The organism is Streptococcus mitis (genome assembly GCF_000960025.1).
Taxonomy (GTDB): domain Bacteria; phylum Bacillota; class Bacilli; order Lactobacillales; family Streptococcaceae; genus Streptococcus; species Streptococcus mitis_DH.
Genome location: NZ_JYGQ01000001.1, coordinates 793,039 through 813,465, shown reverse-complemented (window position 1 = coordinate 813,465; position 20,427 = coordinate 793,039). Strand labels below are relative to the sequence as shown.

Here is a 20,427-nt window from a genome sequence, read left to right as displayed (position 1 = left end):
TCACCTTATTTCTTTTTGTTGTAGGCAAAGAGTGGGCTGACTGGTTTTCTTTCGTGGATACGGACGATGGCATCACCAATTAACTCACTAGCAGTGATGTAGCATACGTTTTTAGGAGTTTTTTCTTTTGTTGCTACTGAATCAGTCACAAGAATTTCTTTAATATTAGTATTGTCAAGAAGTTCAGCAGCACCTTCAACAAAGAGACCATGACTAGAAACAGCATAAATTTCTGTAGCTCCTTCACGTTCAACGATTTTAGCAGCTTCAGAGAAGGTACGTCCTGTATTTAAAATATCGTCAATCAAGATGGCTTTCTTACCTTCAACATCACCGATAATATAACCTTCGTTGCGAGTAGCATCGTCTTGAGGGTAGTCGATAATGGCGATAGGAGCATCAAGATACTCAGCCAAGCTACGAGCACGTTTCACACCTGAATTTTTAGGGCTAACAACAACAACATCTGAGCCAAGTAAGCCCTTATCGCAATAATGTTTTGCAAATAGGGGAACTGTGAAAAGGTTATCGACAGGAATGTCAAAGAAGCCTTGAACCTGAACGGCATGCAAATCAAGCGTAAGGATACGATCAACACCAGCTTTAACCAGCATATTAGCAACTAATTTAGCTGTAAGTGGCTCACGAGGTGAAGCGATGCGGTCTTGACGTGCATAGCCAAAATATGGAAGAACAACGTTGATGCTGTGGGCACTTGCACGCACACAAGCGTCGACCATGATAAGCAATTCCATTAGGTGGTTGTTAACAGGGAAACTTGTTGATTGGATGATGTACACATCATAACCACGGACACTTTCTTCAATATTCACTTGGATTTCTCCGTCTGAAAATTGACGTGATGATAGTTTTCCAAGTGGGACACCAACAGCTTGAGCAATTTTCTGTGCAATCTCTTGGTTAGAGTTGAGTGCGAAAAGTTTCATGTTTTTTCTATCTGACATTATAGACCGTCCTCTGTAAACTTTTTAAATCCTAGCCGTATCTGCCTAGCCTATATGAACTGGGATTTGTGTATTTTTATCTTTTCTATTTTACCAAAAAATAGAGATTATTTCAGCTATTTTTCATGCTTTTGACAAATCGAACCAATTTTGAGGGAGCTTTTTGATAAGTAAGCTGATTTTCCTCTAAAAATTGCTGGAAATCTTGTTTCCCTTGCTCGTGATTCTCAACTTCAAGCTCTAATTCGTAATCTGTAATATCAAAGTACTGACTTTCATCCAGCGCCATGAGACCAATAGCTGTTTGCATTTCATAGCGAAGTGTCGTTAGACAACCAAGGATCTGCCATTCACTTGTTTTAATACCATGTTTCGTCAATTCATTAAGAACCAGTCCCTGAGGAAGTTCTTCCTTAGTCAGATAGTTTTCAGCATCTTTTAGTTGCAATTTTTGGTTGTATTCCATGTTTCCAACACTTTGCGGGACTTTGAGTGTCAATTCAGCCCAGTCTTCAAAGGTTCGAATGCGCATAGCAACTTTCTTTTCTCGCAGTTCAAAATCAGGCGTGTCGATGTAGTAATTTTTTTGAAAAACAGGAGTGACGTCTGTGAACTGGTCTTTTAGACGATTGTATTCATCTTTTTTCAAGAGTGTTTTCAATTCAATTTCTAAATGTTTCAATTTTCTTACCTTTTCTTTGTCTATGAAAGCGGATTATATGATATAATAGCTTTGTATTTATTGTATATGAATCTGGAGAAAAAATCAAAGATATTTTTGAAGGATAATATGAGAACAAGGGAGAATATATGACCTTAGAATGGGAAGAATTTCTAGATCCTTACATTCAAGCTGTTGGTGAGTTAAAGATTAAACTACGTGGTATTCGTAAGCAATATCGTAAGCAAAATAAGCATTCTCCGATTGAGTTTGTGACTGGTCGAGTCAAGCCGATTGAGAGCATCAAGGAAAAAATGGCTCGACGTGGTATTACTTATGCGACATTAGAACACGATTTACAGGATATTGCTGGTTTACGTGTGATGGTCCAGTTTGTAGATGACGTCCAAGAAGTTGTGGCTATTTTGCGCAAGCGTCAGGATATGCGGATCGTACAAGAGCGAGATTACATTACTCATCGAAAGGCTTCAGGCTACCGTTCCTATCATGTGGTAGTAGAATATATGGTTGACACTATCAATGGAGCCAAGACCATTTTAGCAGAAATTCAAATTCGTACTTTGGCCATGAATTTCTGGGCAACGATAGAACATTCTCTCAACTATAAGTACCAAGGGGATTTCCCAGAGGAAATTAAAAAGAGACTGGAAATTACTGCCAAAATTGCTCATCAGTTGGATGAAGAAATGGGTAAAATTCGAGATGATATCCAGGAAGCCCAGGCACTTTTTGATCCTTTGAGTAGAAAATTAAATGATGGTGTAGGAAACAGTGACGATACAGATGAAGAATACAGGTAAACGAATTGACCTGATAGCTAATAGAAAACCGCAGAGTCAAAGGGTTTTGTATGAATTGCGAGATCGTTTGAAGAGAAATCAGTTTATACTCAATGACACCAATCCGGATATTGTTATCTCCATTGGTGGGGATGGCATGCTCTTGTCGGCCTTTCATAAGTACGAAAATCAGCTTGACAAGGTACGCTTCATTGGTGTTCACACTGGACATTTGGGCTTCTATACGGACTACCGTGATTTTGAGTTGGACAAGCTAGTGACTAATTTGCAGCTAGATACCGGAGCCAGAGTCTCTTACCCTGTTCTGAATGTGAAGGTTTTTCTTGAAAATGGTGAAGTGAAGATTTTCAGAGCGCTAAATGAAGCCAGCATCCGCAGGTCTGATCGAACCATGGTGGCGGATGTTGTGATTAACGGTGTCCACTTTGAACGTTTTCGTGGAGATGGGCTAACAGTTTCGACACCGACTGGTAGTACAGCCTATAACAAATCACTTGGCGGAGCTGTTTTACACCCTACCATTGAAGCTTTGCAATTAACGGAAATTGCTAGCCTTAACAATCGTGTTTATCGAACGCTGGGCTCTTCCATTATTGTTCCTAAGAAGGATAAGATTGAACTTATCCCGACGAGAAACGATTACCACACTATTTCGGTTGACAATAGCGTTTATTCTTTCCGTAATATTGAGCGTATTGAGTATCAAATTGATCATCATAAGATTCACTTTGTCGCGACTCCTAGCCATACCAGCTTCTGGAACCGCGTTAAGGATGCCTTTATCGGCGAGGTGGATGAATGAGGTTTGAATTTATCGCAGATGAACATGTCAAGGTTAAGACCTTCTTAAAAAAGCACGAGGTTTCTAAAGGACTTTTGGCCAAGATTAAGTTTCGAGGTGGTGCTATTCTGGTCAATGACCAACCGCAAAATGCAACTTATCTATTGGATATTGGAGACCTAGTTGTCATCGATATTCCCGCTGAGGAAGGCTTTGAAACTCTAGAAGCTATCGAGAGACCATTAGACATTCTCTATGAGGATGACCATTATCTAGTATTAAACAAACCCTATGGAGTGGCTTCTATTCCTAGTGTTAATCACTCCAATACCATTGCCAATTTTATCAAGGGTTACTACGTCAAGCAAAATTATGAAAATCAGCAGGTTCACATTGTAACCAGGCTTGATAGAGATACTTCCGGCTTGATGCTCTTTGCCAAGCACGGTTATGCCCATGCACGATTAGACAAGCAGTTGCAGAAGAAGTCCATTGAGAAACGTTACTTTGCCTTGGTTAAAGGTGATGGATATTTGGAGTCAGAGGGGGAAATTATTGCTCCGATTGCGCGTGATGAAGACTCTATTATTACCAGACGTGTAGCCAAAGGTGGGAAGTATGCCCATACTTCTTACAAGATTGTAGCTTCTTATGGAAATATTCACTTGGTCGATATTCGCCTGCACACTGGGCGAACCCACCAAATCCGAGTCCATTTTTCTCATATTGGTTTTCCTTTGTTGGGAGATGACTTGTACGGTGGTAGTCTAGATGATGGAATTCAGCGTCAAGCCCTGCATTGCCATTACCTATCCTTTTATCATCCATTTTTAGAGCAAGACTTGCAGTTAGAAAGTCCCTTGCCGGATGATTTTAGCAACCTTATTACCCAGTTATCAACTAATACTCTATAAAAACTGATTCAGAGTATAATTATTATCTTAAAGGAGAAAACTCATGGAAGTTTTTGAAAGTCTCAAAGCCAACTTGGTTGGTAAAAATGCTCGTATCGTTCTCCCTGAAGGGGAAGAACCTCGTATTCTTCAAGCGACTAAACGCCTGGTAAAAGAAACAGAAGTAATTCCTGTTTTGCTTGGAAATCCTGAAAAAATTAAAATTTATCTTGAAATCGAAGGTATTGAGAATGGTTATGAAGTCATAGATCCTCAACACTACGATAAATTTGAAGAAATGGTTGCTGCCTTGGTAGAACGTCGCAAGGGCAAAATGTCTGAAGAAGATGCACGCAAGGTTTTGGTTGAAGATGTCAACTATTTTGGTGTGATGTTGGTTTACTTGGGTTTGGTTGATGGAATGGTTTCAGGTGCGATTCACTCAACAGCTTCAACAGTTCGTCCAGCTCTTCAAATCATCAAAACTCGTCCAAATGTAACGCGTACTTCAGGTGCCTTCCTTATGGTTCGTGGTACGGAACGTTATCTATTTGGAGACTGTGCCATTAATATCAACCCAGATGCAGAATCCTTGGCTGAAATTGCCATTAATTCAGCAATCACAGCTAAGATGTTTGGCATCGAGCCTAAAATTGCTATGCTAAGCTATTCTACTAAAGGTTCAGGATTTGGAGAAAGCGTTGATAAGGTTGTTGAAGCAACTAAAATTGCTCACGACTTGCGTCCTGACCTTGAAATCGATGGTGAGTTGCAATTTGATGCGGCCTTTGTTCCTGAAACTGCAGCTTTGAAAGCTCCTGGAAGTACAGTAGCTGGTCAAGCAAATGTCTTCATCTTCCCAGGTATCGAGGCAGGAAATATCGGCTACAAGATGGCAGAACGTCTTGGTGGTTTTGCGGCTGTTGGACCTGTTCTACAAGGTTTGAACAAGCCAGTTAACGACCTTTCTCGTGGATGTAATGCAGATGATGTTTACAAGTTAACCCTTATCACAGCAGCCCAAGCTGTTCATCAATAAAATTTAGTCCTCTTTCCCTTGGGAAGAGGCTTTTTATACTCAATGAAAATCAAAGAGCAAACTAGGAAACTAGCCGCAGGCTGTACTTGAGTACGGCAAGGCGACGTTGACGCGGTTTGAATTTGATTTTCGAAGAGTACTAATACTAGGAAAAGGACAGTTAGAATCTTCTGTGTTATACTAGAGATATGTTAGATTTGAAAGAATACGGTATTGTCATGTGGCCAGAGGAGAAGATTGTTTCTTTCCGTGAGAAACTTCTTGCCTGGTATGATGAAAACAAAAGAGATTTACCCTGGCGAAGAAGTAAAAATCCTTATCACATCTGGGTATCTGAAATCATGCTCCAGCAGACCAGGGTGGATACGGTTATTCCTTATTACGAACGATTCTTGGACTGGTTTCCAACAGTAGAATGTTTGGCGAATGCGCCTGAAGAGCGTTTGTTGAAGGCTTGGGAAGGTTTGGGGTATTATTCTCGAGTTCGTAATATGCAGGCTGCAGCCCAGCAGATTATGACAGACTTTGATGGTCAATTTCCAAACACTTATGAAGGAATTTCCAGCTTGAAAGGAATTGGTCCCTACACTGCAGGCGCCATTTCTAGTATTGCTTTTAACTTGCCTGAGCCAGCTGTAGATGGTAATGTCATGCGAGTTTTGGCGCGTCTATTTGAAGTCAACCACGATATTGGGATTCCAAGTAATCGTAAAATTTTTCAGGTAATGATGGAAATCTTGATTGACCCAGAAAGGCCTGGTGAATTTAATCAAGCTTTGATGGATTTAGGATCTGATATTGAGGCGCCTGTAAATCCCAGACCAGAAGAAAGCCCAGTTAAGGACTTTAGTGCGGCATATCAGAATGGCACAATGGACCGTTATCCAATCAAGGCTCCCAAGAAAAAGCCGGTTCCTATTTATCTTAAAGCTTTGGTGGTCAAAAATACTCAGGGGCAATTTTTACTTGAAAAAAATGAAAGTGAAAAGTTGTTGGCAGGATTTTGGCATTTCCCCTTGATAGAAGTAGATGACTTTTCTCAAGAAGAGCAGTTTGACCTTTTTCATCAGGTTGCAGAAGAAAGTGTGAACTTTGGTCCCAGTCCAGAGGAGAGTTTTCAGCAGGACTATGACTTAGATGTTGATTGGCTTGATGTTTGTTTTGAAACTGTCAAGCATATCTTTAGCCACCGTAAGTGGCATGTTCAAATTGTAGCAGGTCAAGTGACTGACTTTCATAACTTTTCAGATAGGGAAGTTCGCTGGCTTTCACCAGAAGAGTTCAAGGATGTTCCACTTGCCAAACCCCAACAAAAAATCTGGCAGGCTTATGCACAAGCCAACTTAGACAGTAGCAAAGACTAGCTATTGTGTTTTCTTGTTATTTTTTTGATATAATAGTAGAGAAAAAGGTGAACAAATGAAAAAAATATTAATTGTAGATGATGAAAAACCAATCTCGGATATTATCAAGTTTAATATGACCAAGGAAGGTTACGAGGTTGTAACTGCTTTTAATGGTCGTGAAGCGCTAGAGCAATATGAAGCAGAGCAACCAGATATTATTATTTTGGATTTGATGCTTCCAGAAATTGATGGTTTAGAAGTTGCTAAGACTGTTCGCAAGACTAGTAGTGTACCTATTATCATGCTTTCAGCTAAAGATAGTGAATTTGATAAGGTTATCGGTTTAGAGCTTGGGGCTGATGACTATGTGACAAAACCCTTCTCGAATCGTGAATTGCAGGCGCGTGTTAAAGCTCTTCTCCGTCGCACGGACTTGGCTTCTGTAGATAATCAAGAGTCTGATGAAAAGAAAACTCAGCCCTTGCAAATTAGGGACTTAGAGATTGTGCCAGATGCCTACGTGGCTAAAAAATATGGTGAAGAACTAGACTTAACCCACCGTGAATTTGAACTCTTGTACCACTTGGCTTCTCATATCGGTCAAGTGATTACGCGTGAACACTTGCTTGAAACCGTCTGGGGTTATGATTATTTCGGAGACGTTCGAACAGTTGACGTAACTATCAGACGTTTGCGTGAGAAGATTGAAGACACACCAAGTCGTCCTGAGTATATCCTAACACGTCGCGGTGTTGGTTATTATATGAGAAATAATGATTAAACTAATAAAAGACACAGTTTTAACCAGTGATTTTATCTTTATCCTCATTCTACTTGGTTTTATTTTAGTGGTGACCTTGCTTTTACTAGAAAATCGTAGAGATAACATTCGGTTGAAGCAAATTAATCAAAAAGTTAAAGACCTGATTGCAGGAGATTATTCTCAGGTATTGGATATGCAGGGAAGCTCTGAAATCACCAATATTACCAATAATCTCAATGATTTATCAGAAGTAATCCGCTTGACTCAAGAAAATCTGGAACAAGAGAGTAAACGATTACACAGTATCCTCTCTTACATGACGGACGGAGTCCTTGCGACCAATCGTCGTGGCAAGATTACCATGATTAATGACATGGCTAAGAAACAGTTAGGTGTTCAGAAAGAAGATGTTCTAAACAAAAGTATCCTAGAATTGCTTGAGATTGAAGATGAGTATGAACTTCGTGATTTGATTACCCAAGTTCCTGAGCTTATGATTGATTCTCAGGATGCCAATGGTGAATATCTGAGCCTTCGTGTACGTTTTGCCTTGGTTCGTCGAGAGTCTGGTTTTATCTCAGGTTTGGTTGCAGTTTTGCATGATACGACGGAGCAGGAAAAGGAGGAACGCGAACGGAGACTCTTTGTTTCCAACGTTAGTCATGAGCTACGAACGCCTCTGACTAGCGTAAAATCCTATCTTGAAGCCTTGGATGAGGGGGCCTTGTCAGAACCTGTCGCACCAGACTTTATCAAGGTATCTCTAGACGAAACCAACCGTATGATGCGAATGGTGACAGATCTTCTCCATCTTTCACGTATTGACAATGCAACCACTCACCTAGACGTGGAACTGATTAACTTCACTGCCTTTATTACCTTTATCCTTAACCGTTTTGATAAGATGAGGGGACCAGATGAAGAGAAGAAATATGAATTGGTGAGAGATTATCCGATTACCTCTGTCTGGATTGAAATTGATACAGACAAGATGACGCAGGTGATTGATAATATTCTCAACAATGCCATTAAATATTCTCCAGATGGTGGAAAAATCACAGTGACCATGAAGACAACTGATGATCAGATGATTTTATCCATCTCAGACCAAGGCTTGGGTATTCCTAAGCAGGATTTGCCTCGTATCTTTGACCGTTTCTACCGTGTGGATCGTGCTAGAAGTCGTGCCCAAGGTGGAACTGGGCTAGGTCTAGCTATTGCTAAAGAAATTATCAAACAACATAATGGTTTTATTTGGGCCAAGAGTATATATGGTAAGGGATCAACCTTTACCATTGTGCTCCCTTATGATAAGGATGCAGTGAAGGAAGAAGTATGGGAGGATGAAGTAGAAGACTAGAATGAGTGAAACAGGCTTTAAATACAGTATTTTAGCGTCGGGTTCCAGTGGAAATTCCTTTTATCTGGAAACCCAAAAAAAGAAGCTTTTAGTGGATGCAGGCTTGTCTGGTAAAAAAATTACCAGCCTACTTGCTGAAATTAATCGCAAACCAGAAGACCTGGATGCCATATTGATTACGCATGAGCATTCAGACCATATTCATGGAGTAGGTGTTTTGGCTCGAAAGTATGGTATGGATTTGTATGCAAATGAAAAGACCTGGCAGGCTATGGAAAATAGCAAGTATCTCGGCAAGGTTGATTCTTCGCAAAAGCATATCTTTGAAATGGGCAAAACCAAAACCTTCGGAGATATTGATATTGAGAGTTTTGGTGTGAGCCATGATGCGGCCGCACCGCAGTTCTATCGCTTTATGAAGGATGATAAGAGTTTTGTCATGCTGACTGATACAGGTTATGTTAGTGATCGAATGGCAGGAATTGTCGAAAATGCAGATGGATATCTTATCGAGTCCAACCATGATGTAGAGATTTTGCGAGCAGGTTCTTACGCATGGCGACTCAAACAACGAATCCTATCGGATTTGGGTCACCTTTCTAATGAAGATGGTGCTGAAGCTATGATTCGTACCTTAGGAAATCGCACTAAGAAAATCTATCTTGGTCACTTGTCTAAGGAAAACAATATCAAGGAACTAGCTCACATGACCATGGTTAATCAGCTAGCACAAGCTGATCTAGGTGTAGGAGTAGACTTTAAGGTTTATGATACCTCACCGGATACCGCAACACCATTGACAAATATATAAAAAGAAGGCAAATGCCTTCTTTTTATATATTTTACAATCCTGCAAATTCTTTGATTTCTTGTGCTGACATTGAAGAGTCGCAACGGACATTGATTTGTCCATCTGCAACGTGAACAAAGCCTGGTACAGTTGGGATTCCATAGCGTGAGCGGAATGCTTGCAATTCATTGAGTTGACTTGGTTCTTCACTGTTGATGAAGTAAATGTGAGCTTTTGTTTCAGCTACGACACCTGACAATGTACCTGCAAATTTACGGCAGTAAGGGCAAGTTTTACGACCGATGAAGAAGGTTGCAGTTTCTTTCTTATCCAGAGCTTCTTGCGCACGCGCAACTGTAGTGACTTCAAGGTCTTTGATATTATCTAAAAATTGTTCCATGAGATTACCTCGCTTTTATTGATATGTCTAGTATGCCATAAAGTTTCTAAAATTGCTTAGATTTGATACGAAAAAAAGATGAGATTGGCTTGTCTCATCTTTTATAGGATTTTATTTTACAAAAGCATTGATTTCTGCTTCGATGTTAGCAATTTTAGCTTGTGATTCTTCGTTTGTTTCCCCTACAACTGCAATGTAGAACTTGATTTTTGGTTCTGTACCTGAAGGGCGAACGGCAATCCATGAACCGTCAGCAAGTGTGTATTTCAACACATCACTTGGAGGAGTTGTCAAGTTTGTAACAGTGCCGTCTGCAGCAGTAGCAGTTTGTGCCTTGAAGTCTTCTACGACAGTGATAGCTGTTGCATTCCATTCTTTTGGAGCATTGTTACGGAATTTAGCCATAATCGCTTTGATTTGTTCAGCACCATCGACACCTGAAAGGGTAACAGAGATAGTTTTTTCTGCGTAGTAGCCGTATTCTTTGTAGATTTCTTCGATACCGTCAGCAAGTGTCAAACCACGAGAACGGTAGTAGGCAGCAAGTTCAGCAACGACAAGAACAGCTTGGATAGCGTCTTTATCACGTACGAAAGGTTTAATCAAGTAACCGAAGCTTTCTTCAAATCCCATCATGTAAGTGTGATTGTGTTTTTCTTCGAATTCTTGGATTTTTTCAGCGATGAATTTGAAACCTGTCAAAACGTTGAACATGTTTGCGCCGTAGCTTTCCGCAATCTTCGTTACCAAGTCAGTTGATACGATAGATTTACAGAGGGCTGCGTTTTCTGGAAGAGTTCCAGCGTTTTTGTGGGCTTCCAAGATGTATTTAGCCATGATAGCACCGATTTGGTTACCTGAAAGGTTAAGGTAGCTACCATCTTTTTGAAGAACTTCAACACCAACACGGTCAGCATCAGGGTCAGTTGCCACAAGAACATCTGCACCAACTTGACGACCAAGTTCTTCAGCAAGGGCAAAGGCTGCTTGGCTTTCTGGGTTTGGAGATTTTACAGTTGAGAAGTCAGGGTCGGCAGTTGCTTGCGCTTCAACGACTTGAACAGAGTCAAATCCTGCTTGGGCAAGAGCACGACGAGCCAACATTTCACCAGTACCATGAAGTGGTGTGTAGACAATCTTCATGTCTTTACCGAATTCTTCAATCAAGGCTGGGTTGATGTTCACATCTTTGACTTCTTTGAGGTATTCTACGTCAACAGCTTCGCCGATAACTTCAATCAAGCCAGAAGCTTTTTCAGTTTCCACATCAGCAACTTCAACTGCAAATGGGTTTTCGATTGCACGGATATAAGTAGTCAAAGCGTCCGCGTCGTGTGGAGGCATTTGTCCACCGTCTTCACCGTAAACTTTGTAACCGTTAAATGGAGCAGGGTTGTGGCTGGCTGTGACCATGATACCTGCGAAACAGTTGAGGTGACGAACTGCAAATGAGAGTTCTGGAGTTGGACGAAGGCTTTCAAACACGTAAGATTTGATGCCGTGTTTAGCAAGAACTGCCGCAGATTCAAAGGCAAACTCAGGTGAGAAGTGACGGCTATCGTAGGCAATTGCCACACCACGTTCTTTTTCATTTCCACCTTTTGACTCAATCAAACGAGCCAATCCTTCAGTAGCTTGGCGAACAACGTAGATGTTGATGCGGTTTGTACCAGCACCAATCAGGCCACGCATACCTGCAGTACCAAATTCAAGGTTTGTATAGAAGGCATCTTCCTTCGTTTTTTCATCCATATTTTCCAAATCTTGACGAAGGTAGTCAGGAAGCTCCGCAAAATCAACCCATTTCTGGTAATTTTCTTGGTAAGACATTAAAATTCTCCTTTTGTAAATTGTTTTAACCGTTCACATTATAGCACTTTTTAGCGTTTTAGTAAAACCTTAGCATAATTTTCAGAATAGTGGTGTCATATGCTGATTTATCAAGTCTTGAATGCCTTAGGGAAACATGCTATACTGTTTGTATGATTATTTTACAAGCTAATAAAATTGAACGTTCTTTTGCAGGAGAAGTTCTTTTTGATAATATCACCCTGCAAGTTGATGAACGTGATCGGATAGCCCTTGTTGGGAAAAATGGTGCAGGTAAGTCTACTCTTTTGAAGATTTTGGTTGGAGAAGAGGAGCCAACTAGTGGAGAAATCAATAAGAAAAAAGATATTTCTCTGTCTTACTTAGCCCAAGATAGCCGTTTTGAGTCTGAAAATACCATCTACGATGAGATGCTTCATGTCTTTGATGACCTGCGTCGGACGGAGAAACAACTGCGTCAGATGGAGTTGGAGATGGGAGAAAAGTCTGGTGAGGACTTGAATAAGCTGATGTCAGATTACGATCGCTTATCTGAGAATTTTCGCCAAGCAGGTGGCTTTACCTATGAAGCTGATATTCGAGCGATTTTGAATGGATTCAAGTTTGATGAATCTATGTGGCAGATGAAAATTGCCGAGCTTTCTGGTGGTCAAAATACTCGCTTGGCTCTAGCCAAAATGCTACTTGAAAAGCCCAATCTCTTGGTCTTGGACGAGCCAACCAACCACTTGGATATTGAAACCATTGCCTGGCTAGAGAATTACTTGGTAAACTATAGTGGTGCCCTCATTATTGTCAGCCACGACCGTTATTTCTTGGACAAGGTTGCGACAATTACGCTAGATTTGACCAAGCATTCCTTGGATCGCTATGTGGGTAATTACTCTCGTTTTGTCGAATTAAAGGAGCAGAAGCTAGCTACTGAAGCAAAAAACTATGAAAAGCAACAAAAGGAAATCGCTGCTCTGGAAGACTTTGTCAATCGCAATCTAGTCCGAGCTTCAACGACCAAACGTGCCCAATCTCGTCGTAAACAACTGGAAAAAATGGAGCGTTTAGACAAGCCTGAAGCTGGCAAGAAATCAGCCAATATGACCTTCCAGTCTGAAAAAACGTCGGGTAATGTTGTATTGACTGTTGAAAATGTGGCTATTGGCTATGATGGGGAAATATTGTCAGAGCCTATCAACCTAGACCTCCGTAAAATGAATGCTGTTGCCATCGTTGGTCCAAATGGAATCGGTAAGTCAACCTTTATCAAGTCTATTGTGGACCAGATTCCTTTTATCAAAGGTGAAAAGCGCTTTGGTGCCAATGTTGAGGTGGGTTACTATGACCAAACCCAAAGTAAGCTGACACCAAGTAATACTGTATTAGATGAGCTCTGGAATGATTTTAAACTGACACCAGAAGTTGAAATCCGTAACCGTCTAGGTGCCTTCCTTTTCTCTGGTGATGATGTTAAAAAATCAGTCGGCATGCTGTCAGGTGGCGAGAAAGCTCGTTTGCTTTTAGCTAAATTGTCCATGGAAAACAACAACTTCTTGATTCTGGATGAGCCAACCAACCACTTGGATATTGATAGCAAGGAAGTGTTGGAAAATTCCTTGATTGACTTTGATGGAACTCTTCTATTCGTCAGTCACGACCGTTACTTTATCAATCGTGTGGCAACTCATGTACTGGAATTGTCAGAGAATGGCTCGACTCTTTACCTGGGAGATTACGACTACTATGTTGAGAAGAAATCAGAAGTAGAAATGATTCAGGCTGAGGAAGCTTCAACTAGCAATCAAGCAAAAGAATCAAGTTCAGTTAATGACTATCAAGCTCAGAAAGAAAGTCAAAAAGAAGTTCGCAAACTCATGCGACAAATCGAAAGTCTAGAAGCTGAAATTGAAGAGCTAGAAAGTCAAAGCCAAGCCATTTCTGAACAAATGTTGGAAACAAACGATGCCGGCGAACTCATGGAATTGCAGGCTGAGCTGGACAAAATCAGCCATCGTCAGGAAGAAGCTATGCTTGAGTGGGAAGAATTATCAGAACAGGTGTAAAGATGGAACATCTTGGAAAAGTATTTCGTGAATTTCGGACAAGTGGAAATTATTCTTTAAAGGAGGCGGCAGGGGAGTCCTGTTCAACTTCTCAGTTATCTCGCTTTGAGCTTGGGGAGTCTGACCTAGCAGTCTCGCGTTTCTTTGAGATTTTGGATAACATTCATGTAACAATCGAAAATTTCATGGACAAGGCAAGGAATTTTCATAATCATGAACATGTTGCCATGATGGGACAAATTGTGCCTCTTTACTATTCAAATGATATTGCAGGTTTTCAAAAGCTTCAAAGAGAACAACTTGAAAAGGCTAAGAGTTCGATCAATCCTCTTTATTTTGAGCTGAACTGGATTTTGCTACAAGGTCTGATTTGTCAAAGAGATTCGAGTTATCATATGAAGCAGGATGATTTGGATAAGGTAGCAGATTATCTTTTCAAAACAGAAGAATGGACCATGTATGAATTGATTCTTTTCGGGAACCTCTATAGTTTCTACGATGTGGACTATGTCACTCGGATTGGTAGAGAAGTTATGGAGAGGGAGGAATTTTACCAAGAGATTGGTCGCCATAAGAGATTAGTGTTGATTTTGGCCCTCAATTGTTACCAGCATTGTTTAGAGCATCTTTCTTTTGACAATGCAAGCTATTTTGAGACTTATACAGAGAAGATTATTGGTAAAGGTATTAAGCTTTATGAGCGTAATGTTTTTCATTATTTAAAAGGCTTTGCCTTATATCAAAAAGGAAAGTGTAAAGAAGGTTGTAGCCAAATGCAAGAGGCCATGCATATTTTTGATGTGCTAGGTCTTCCAGAGCAAGTAGCCTACTATCAGGAACACTACGAGAAATTTGTCAAAGATTAATTTTCCCAAATATGGGAAAAATGAGAAACTCCTCCAAGTTTTGATACAATAGTTTCAAAATTTGAGAGGAGTTTTTATGAATCGATACGCAGTACAGTTGATTAGTCGAGGAGCTATAAACAAGATAGGAAATATGCTCTATGATTATGGAAATAGTGTCTGGTTGGCTTCCATGGGAACTATCGGACAGACAGTTTTAGGAATGTATCAGATTTCTGAGCTCGTCACATCCATTCTCGTGAATCCCTTTGGCGGAGTTATTTCAGACCGTTTTTCTCGTCGTAGGATTTTAATGGTGACAGACCTTGTTTGTGGGATTCTTTGTCTGGCTATTTCTTTTATAAGGAATGACAGCTGGATGATTGGAGCTTTGATTTTTGCCAATATTGTTCAGGCTATTGCTTTTGCCTTTTCTCGTACAGCTAATAAAGCCATTATAACTGAGGTTGTTGAGAAAGATGAGATTGTGATCTATAACTCTCGCTTAGAGCTGGTTTTGCAGGTTGTAGGTGTTAGCTCTCCTGTTCTTTCCTTCCTTGTTTTACAATTTGCAAGTCTCCACATGACGCTACTGCTAGACTCGCTGACTTTTTTCATTGCTTTTATTCTAGTGGCTTTCCTTCCAAAAGAGGAAGCAAAAGTTCAAGAGAAAAAGGCTTTTACTGGGAGAGATATTTTTGTAGATATCAAGGATGGGTTACACTATATCTGGCATCAGCAAGAAATTTTCTTCCTTTTGCTAGTAGCTTCCAGCGTTAATTTCTTTTTTGCCGCTTTTGAATTTCTCCTCCCCTTTTCGAATCAGCTTTACGGGTCAGAAGGAGCGTATGCAAGTATTTTAACTATGGGGGCTATTGGTTCCATCATTGGGGCTCTTCTAGCTAGTAAAATTAAAGCTAATGTTTATAATCTTTTGATTTTACTATCTTTGACAGGTGTCGGAGTTTTTATAATGGGATTACCACTTCCAAATTTGCTTTCCTTTTCTGGAAATTTAGTTTGTGAATTGTTTATGACGATTTTTAATATTCACTTTTTTACTCGAGTACAAACCAAGGTTGAGAGCGAATTTCTTGGGAGAGTACTAAGTACAATTTTTACCTTAGCTATTCTATTTATGCCTATTGCAAAAGGATTTATGACAGTCCTGCCAAGTGTACATCTCTCTTCTTTCCTGATAATTGGAAGTGGTGTTATCATCTTGTCTTGTATATCGTTTATTTATGTTCGAACTCATTTTGAAAAAGAGACATAAGTTTGCTTGGACTTCAAAAATAATTCCAATCTAAGTGTTTTTTCCGCCCTTCTCGTTTGTGAGGAGGGCTTAGTTTATGGTAAAATGGTTTTATGAATAAAAGAATGAATGAGTTGGTCGCCTTGCTCAATCGCTATGCGACTGAGTACTATACCAGTGATAATCCGTCGGTTTCAGACAATGAGTATGATCGCCTTTACCGAGAGTTGGTTGAGTTAGAAGCTGCCTATCCAGATCAAGTGCTAGCAGACAGTCCGACCCATCGTGTTGGGGGCAAGGTTTTAGATGGTTTTGAAAAATATAGTCATCAGTATCCTCTTTACAGTTTGCAGGATGCTTTTTCACGTGAGGAGCTTGAAGCTTTTGACGCGCGTGTTCGTAAGGAAGTGGCTCATCCAACCTATATTTGTGAGCTGAAAATCGATGGCTTGTCTATCTCGCTGACTTATGAAAAGGGGATTTTGGTTGCTGGGGCAACACGTGGAGATGGTTCTATTGGGGAGAATATCACAGAAAATCTCAAGCGTGTCAAGGACATTCCTTTGACCTTGCCAGAAGAACTAGATATCACAGTTCGTGGGGAATGTTATATGCCACGCGCTTCTTTTGACCAGGTCAACCAAGCTCGTCAAGAAAATGGAGAGCCTGAATTTGCCAATCCTCGTAATGCGGCGGCAGGAACCTTGCGTCAGTTGGATACAGCAGTAGTTGCCAAGCGCAATCTTGCTACCTTTCTCTATCAAGAAGCTAGCCCTTCAACTCGTGATAGCCAAGAAAAGGTGTTGAAGAACCTTGAACAACTCGGTTTTGTGGTTAATCCTAAGCGAATCTTAGCTGAAAGCATGGATGAGATATGGAATTTCATCCAAGAAGTAGGACAAGAACGGGACAATCTGCCTTACGATATTGATGGAGTGGTAATCAAGGTCAACGACCTAGCAGGTCAAGAAGAACTCGGTTTTACCGTCAAGGCTCCAAAGTGGGCAGTAGCCTATAAGTTCCCAGCTGAAGAAAAAGAAGCTCAACTACTCTCAGTTGATTGGACAGTTGGCCGTACTGGTGTTGTAACCCCAACTGCAAATCTAACACCAGTTCAGCTTGCTGGTACGACTGTTAGTCGTGCGACCCTGCACAATGTAGATTATATTGCTGAAAAAGATATCCGCAAAGACGATACAGTTATCGTCTATAAGGCTGGAGACATCATCCCTGCCGTTTTACGTGTGGTAGAGTCCAAACGGGTTTCTGAAGAAAAACTAGATATCCCAACAAACTGTCCAAGTTGTGATTCGGACTTGTTGCACTTTGAAGATGAAGTGGCCCTTCGTTGTATCAATCCGCGTTGCCCTGCCCAAATCATGGAAGGTTTGATCCACTTTGCATCGCGAGATGCCATGAATATCACAGGACTTGGTCCATCAGTAGTTGAGAAGCTATTTGCTGCCAATCTGGTCAAGGACGTTGCGGATATTTACCGCTTGAAAGAAGAAGATTTTCTCCTTTTAGAAGGGGTCAAGGAAAAGTCCGCTTCTAAACTGTATCAGGCTATCCAAGCATCTAAGGAAAATTCTGCCGAGAAGCTCTTGTTTGGTTTGGGAATTCGCCATGTCGGAAGCAAGGCTAGTCAGCTGTTACTTCAACATTTTCACTCGATTGAAAATCTGGCTCAGGCAGATCCAGAGGAAGTGGCCAGTATTGAAAGTTTGGGTGTTGTGATTGCCAAGAGTCTCCAGACTTATTTTGCGACAGAAGGCTCTGAAATTCTCCTAAGAGAATTGAAAGAAGCTGGGGTCAATCTGGATTATAAAGGTCAGACTGTAGTGGCAGATGCGGCCTTGTCAGGTTTGACCGTTGTATTGACTGGAAAATTGGAACGTCTCAAGCGCTCAGAAGCTAAAAGTAAACTCGAAAGTCTGGGTGCTAAAGTGACAGGCAGCGTTTCTAAAAAGACAGACCTCGTCATTGCAGGAGCAGATGCTGGAAGCAAACTGCAAAAAGCACAAGAACTTGGTATCGAAGTTCGAGATGAAGCTTGGCTAGAAAGTTTGTAGTAATCGTTTAGAATCAGAGTTTAGACAGTATAACTAGTTTGTTAATCGGGACAAAATCGATCAAGAATTTATTAGTGAACTAGAAATAAATTAAGAAGTAAAAAGGAAAAATAAAAAATGTTTAATTACCCTATGCGCATTCATTACCATCGTAAGAATGGAGAATACGACACTTGCTCTTTTGTGAAAAGTCAGGATCAACGGATCGATTTGTTAACCTATAAAGAAGATTATTTTGGTGCTTTATTTAGTTTTGAACACCCAAGTGCTCATGCCTTAGAAAGCTTGAATTTTGTGGTTCATACAGGCCAAACCAGTAAAGAATATGCTATCCGTTTTAATCACTATCCTCTTTTAACAGAGGTTTGGATTTTGGAAGGGGATGATAGGATTTATTATTCTGAAAATCCTGCTATTGCCAGTCCTTTCTATAAGAATCAAAATCCTTTTGCCTTTGACAAGGCTATCAATAGTGCTAGTTTCGACCACCACTGGGGCTACCAAGGTGTATTGGGTTGCCGTGTAGAGGATAATCAGGCACATTTCGTCCTCTGGGCTCCGACAGCGACAGAAGTGCAGGTAGTTGTTTATGAATCAGCTGCTAATGATGCACCAGTTTGGAAAACTTTTGAGATGGAGAGAGGAAATAGCTACTCTTATAATCATAAGGACAATACAATCGGTGTCTGGAGTTTGGATATTGAGGAAGATTTGACTGGTAAGGCTTATCAGTATCAAGTCCAATTTCCTCACCACCAAACACTGACACGCGATCCTTACACCATCGCGACCAGTCCTGATGGCAAACGTTCAGCTATCCTGAGCCATGAAGAAAAGCAAGTTGAAAACTTTGAGGTCAAGCACGGTTCTGAGGCTACTTGGCGTTTGACAAATCCATGTAAGGCAGTCATCTGTGAAATGCACATTCGTGATTTGACCAAATCTCCGACCTCAGGTGTAGATGAACATCTTCGAGGAACTTTCTTGGGTGCTGCTCAGACTGGAACGGTTAATCAGTACGGTCAGTCAACCGCTTTTGATTACATCAAGAAGCTGGGTTATAATTATGTTCAGTTGCAACCAATTGCAGATCGTCACAAAGAATATGATGCGGATGGGAATGTAACCTACAACTGGGGTTATGACCCACAAAACTATAATGCACCAGAAACGAGCCTTTCAACTGATCCAGAGGATCCTGCTCAGGTTATTCGTGATTTGAAGATCATGGTTCAAGCCTATCACGATGCTGGCATTGGTGTCATTATGGATGTGGTCTATAACCATACCTTCTCAGTTGTTGATGCACCTTTCCAAACAACTGTCCCTGATTACTACTATCGTATGAATCCAGATGGCACCTTCCAGAATGGAACGGGTGTTGGGAATGAAACAGCCAGTGAACACGAAATGTTCCGCAAGTATATGATTGATTCTCTTCTATACTGGGTGCAGGAATACAATATTGACGGCTTCCGTTTTGATTTGATGGGGATTCATGATGTCAAAACCATGCAGATGATTCGTCAGAGCTTGGATGAAATTGACCCTAACATTATCCTTTATGGAGAAGGTTGGGATATGGGAACAGGTCTTGCACCTTATGATAAGGCCAAGAAAGACAATGCCTACCAGATGCCAAATATTGGTTTCTTTAATGACAATCAGCGTGATGCTGTCAAAGGTGGAGAAGTTTATGGTGCTATCAAGTCAGGTTTTGTCAGCGGTGCTGCTACAGAGCCAATTCTTGCCAAAGCAATTCTAGGCAGTCGTGAATTAGGAACCTATACACATCCAAATCAAGTGCTTAACTATGTAGAGGCCCATGACAATTACAATCTTCACGATTTGTTGGCAACCCTACATCCAGACCAAAGTTCAGAACAAATCATGCGCAAGGTTGAGACAGCCACAGCTATGAACCTACTCATGCAAGGGATGGCCTTTATGGAAATCGGTCAAGAATTTGGTCGTACCAAACTGGTTGCGACTGGTGAAAATGGTGAGCTGACCCATGATGATAGAGAACGTGCTATGAATAGCTATAATGCTCCAGACAGTGTGAATCAAGTGAACTGGGACTTGATTAATGAGCGTCAAGATAGTATTGCGTTTATCCGTCAGATGATTCGATTGAAGACAGAAAGCAGTGCCTTTTCTTACCCAACTTATGATGAGATTTACCATCATGTTTTTGTTCATTCAGCCAACGAACATAGTGGTTGGATTGCCTATGAGATTCAAGGGGAAGAACACCTATTGGTGGTCTTTAATGCTAAAGGGCAAGACTTCCAGTTTGAAAATGCTGGAAATCTAGAATTATTGGTGACCAATAGCCATTTAAGTGATAAAGACATGGTTGGTGGCGTCAGTGCCAGCGTCTTTAAAGTTTTGTAGAATAGATTTACAATTTAAATTCATTTGTGGTGCTTTATCTGTTAGTAAAATCAGGAGATTCGTTTCCTGATTTATTTTTTTACTTAAAATTATATTTTTGTTAGCTAAATAACGAACTTTATGATAGTATTATAAAAAAACAATTCGTTTTCAAA

The 20,427-nt window shown here is 40.7% G+C and carries 17 protein-coding genes; 13 read left to right on the top strand and 4 right to left on the bottom strand.

Annotation, left to right across the window (positions count from 1 at the left end):
* Positions 1 to 5: 5 nt before the first annotated feature.
* Together TZ91_RS04160 and TZ91_RS04155 are read right to left on the bottom strand one after the other, a co-directional pair.
* Positions 6 to 965 (bottom strand): ribose-phosphate diphosphokinase, encoded by a 960-nt coding sequence (locus TZ91_RS04160; protein WP_001283818.1) that lies wholly within the window; start codon positions 963 to 965, stop codon positions 6 to 8.
* Positions 966 to 1,077: 112 nt separating this feature from the next.
* The gene (locus TZ91_RS04155) at positions 1,078 to 1,647 is read right to left on the bottom strand and encodes a CYTH domain-containing protein (protein ID WP_033687050.1); all 570 of its coding nucleotides are present in this window, start codon (positions 1,645 to 1,647) and stop codon (positions 1,078 to 1,080) included.
* Positions 1,648 to 1,775: 128 nt separating this feature from the next.
* Here TZ91_RS04155 and yjbM point away from each other — a divergent pair, with 128 nt between their 5' ends.
* From yjbM to TZ91_RS04115, 8 genes are all read left to right on the top strand, one after another.
* Complete coding sequence (yjbM, locus tag TZ91_RS04150; protein ID WP_033687049.1) at positions 1,776 to 2,447, top strand: GTP diphosphokinase; 672 nt, start codon at positions 1,776 to 1,778, stop codon at positions 2,445 to 2,447.
* Positions 2,431 to 3,249, top strand: a complete 819-nt coding sequence (locus tag TZ91_RS04145) for an NAD kinase (RefSeq protein ID WP_033687048.1) — start codon at positions 2,431 to 2,433, stop codon at positions 3,247 to 3,249. The genes yjbM and TZ91_RS04145 overlap by 17 nt, the downstream gene beginning before the upstream one ends.
* Positions 3,246 to 4,142 carry an RluA family pseudouridine synthase gene (locus TZ91_RS04140; protein WP_033687047.1) on the top strand — a complete coding sequence of 299 codons (897 nt, stop codon included), beginning with the start codon at positions 3,246 to 3,248 and terminating at the stop codon, positions 4,140 to 4,142. The genes TZ91_RS04145 and TZ91_RS04140 overlap by 4 nt, the downstream gene beginning before the upstream one ends.
* A gap of 43 nt (positions 4,143 to 4,185) precedes the next feature.
* Complete coding sequence (gene pta / locus TZ91_RS04135) at positions 4,186 to 5,160, top strand: phosphate acetyltransferase (RefSeq protein WP_045597112.1); 975 nt, start codon at positions 4,186 to 4,188, stop codon at positions 5,158 to 5,160.
* 188 nt (positions 5,161 to 5,348) lie between these two features.
* Positions 5,349 to 6,524 carry an A/G-specific adenine glycosylase gene (gene mutY, locus TZ91_RS04130; protein ID WP_033687046.1) on the top strand — a complete coding sequence of 392 codons (1,176 nt, stop codon included), beginning with the start codon at positions 5,349 to 5,351 and terminating at the stop codon, positions 6,522 to 6,524.
* A 55-nt stretch (positions 6,525 to 6,579) separates the two neighbouring features.
* Positions 6,580 to 7,287 (top strand): response regulator YycF, encoded by a 708-nt coding sequence (gene yycF / locus TZ91_RS04125; RefSeq protein ID WP_033687045.1) that lies wholly within the window; start codon positions 6,580 to 6,582, stop codon positions 7,285 to 7,287.
* Positions 7,280 to 8,629: a cell wall metabolism sensor histidine kinase VicK gene (gene vicK, locus TZ91_RS04120; RefSeq protein ID WP_033687043.1), complete on the top strand. Its 1,350-nt coding sequence runs from the start codon at positions 7,280 to 7,282 to the stop codon at positions 8,627 to 8,629. The genes yycF and vicK overlap by 8 nt, the downstream gene beginning before the upstream one ends.
* A gap of 1 nt (position 8,630) precedes the next feature.
* Entirely contained in the window at positions 8,631 to 9,440 is an 810-nt protein-coding gene (locus TZ91_RS04115) for an MBL fold metallo-hydrolase (protein ID WP_045597110.1), read from the top strand.
* 31 nt (positions 9,441 to 9,471) lie between these two features.
* On the opposite strand, the gene TZ91_RS04110 is transcribed toward TZ91_RS04115, so the two are convergent.
* The gene (locus TZ91_RS04110; protein ID WP_033687042.1) at positions 9,472 to 9,819 is read right to left on the bottom strand and encodes a thioredoxin; all 348 of its coding nucleotides are present in this window, start codon (positions 9,817 to 9,819) and stop codon (positions 9,472 to 9,474) included.
* 111 nt (positions 9,820 to 9,930) lie between these two features.
* Entirely contained in the window at positions 9,931 to 11,649 is a 1,719-nt protein-coding gene (locus TZ91_RS04105) for a phospho-sugar mutase (protein ID WP_033687040.1), read from the bottom strand.
* A 152-nt stretch (positions 11,650 to 11,801) separates the two neighbouring features.
* On the opposite strand from TZ91_RS04105, the gene TZ91_RS04100 reads away from it, so the two are divergent.
* From TZ91_RS04100 to pulA, 5 genes are all read left to right on the top strand, one after another.
* Complete coding sequence (locus TZ91_RS04100) at positions 11,802 to 13,703, top strand: ABC transporter ATP-binding protein (protein ID WP_033687039.1); 1,902 nt, start codon at positions 11,802 to 11,804, stop codon at positions 13,701 to 13,703.
* 2 nt (positions 13,704 to 13,705) lie between these two features.
* A complete protein-coding gene (locus tag TZ91_RS04095; RefSeq protein WP_033687037.1) occupies positions 13,706 to 14,569 on the top strand; it encodes an Rgg family transcriptional regulator in 864 nt (287 codons plus the stop codon).
* 76 nt (positions 14,570 to 14,645) lie between these two features.
* Positions 14,646 to 15,824 (top strand): MFS transporter, encoded by a 1,179-nt coding sequence (locus tag TZ91_RS04090; protein WP_033687036.1) that lies wholly within the window; start codon positions 14,646 to 14,648, stop codon positions 15,822 to 15,824.
* Positions 15,825 to 15,916: 92 nt separating this feature from the next.
* Positions 15,917 to 17,875, top strand: coding sequence for an NAD-dependent DNA ligase LigA (ligA, locus tag TZ91_RS04085; RefSeq protein ID WP_033687035.1), 1,959 nt, complete (start codon positions 15,917 to 15,919; stop codon positions 17,873 to 17,875).
* Positions 17,876 to 17,992: 117 nt separating this feature from the next.
* Positions 17,993 to 20,272, top strand: a complete 2,280-nt coding sequence (gene pulA / locus TZ91_RS04080) for a type I pullulanase (RefSeq protein WP_033687034.1) — start codon at positions 17,993 to 17,995, stop codon at positions 20,270 to 20,272.
* Positions 20,273 to 20,427 lie beyond the last annotated feature (155 nt).

Coding starts and splice junctions, on each gene's coding strand:
- TZ91_RS04160 (WP_001283818.1), bottom strand. CDS start 965: ATGTCAGATAGAAAAAACATGAAACTTTTCGCACTCAACTCTAACCAA.
- yjbM (WP_033687049.1), top strand. CDS start 1,776: ATGACCTTAGAATGGGAAGAATTTCTAGATCCTTACATTCAAGCTGTT.
- TZ91_RS04145 (WP_033687048.1), top strand. CDS start 2,431: ATGAAGAATACAGGTAAACGAATTGACCTGATAGCTAATAGAAAACCG.
- TZ91_RS04140 (WP_033687047.1), top strand. CDS start 3,246: ATGAGGTTTGAATTTATCGCAGATGAACATGTCAAGGTTAAGACCTTC.
- pta (WP_045597112.1), top strand. CDS start 4,186: ATGGAAGTTTTTGAAAGTCTCAAAGCCAACTTGGTTGGTAAAAATGCT.
- mutY (WP_033687046.1), top strand. CDS start 5,349: ATGTTAGATTTGAAAGAATACGGTATTGTCATGTGGCCAGAGGAGAAG.
- yycF (WP_033687045.1), top strand. CDS start 6,580: ATGAAAAAAATATTAATTGTAGATGATGAAAAACCAATCTCGGATATT.
- vicK (WP_033687043.1), top strand. CDS start 7,280: ATGATTAAACTAATAAAAGACACAGTTTTAACCAGTGATTTTATCTTT.
- TZ91_RS04115 (WP_045597110.1), top strand. CDS start 8,631: ATGAGTGAAACAGGCTTTAAATACAGTATTTTAGCGTCGGGTTCCAGT.
- TZ91_RS04110 (WP_033687042.1), bottom strand. CDS start 9,819: ATGGAACAATTTTTAGATAATATCAAAGACCTTGAAGTCACTACAGTT.
- TZ91_RS04105 (WP_033687040.1), bottom strand. CDS start 11,649: ATGTCTTACCAAGAAAATTACCAGAAATGGGTTGATTTTGCGGAGCTT.
- TZ91_RS04100 (WP_033687039.1), top strand. CDS start 11,802: ATGATTATTTTACAAGCTAATAAAATTGAACGTTCTTTTGCAGGAGAA.
- TZ91_RS04095 (WP_033687037.1), top strand. CDS start 13,706: ATGGAACATCTTGGAAAAGTATTTCGTGAATTTCGGACAAGTGGAAAT.
- TZ91_RS04090 (WP_033687036.1), top strand. CDS start 14,646: ATGAATCGATACGCAGTACAGTTGATTAGTCGAGGAGCTATAAACAAG.
- ligA (WP_033687035.1), top strand. CDS start 15,917: ATGAATAAAAGAATGAATGAGTTGGTCGCCTTGCTCAATCGCTATGCG.
- pulA (WP_033687034.1), top strand. CDS start 17,993: ATGTTTAATTACCCTATGCGCATTCATTACCATCGTAAGAATGGAGAA.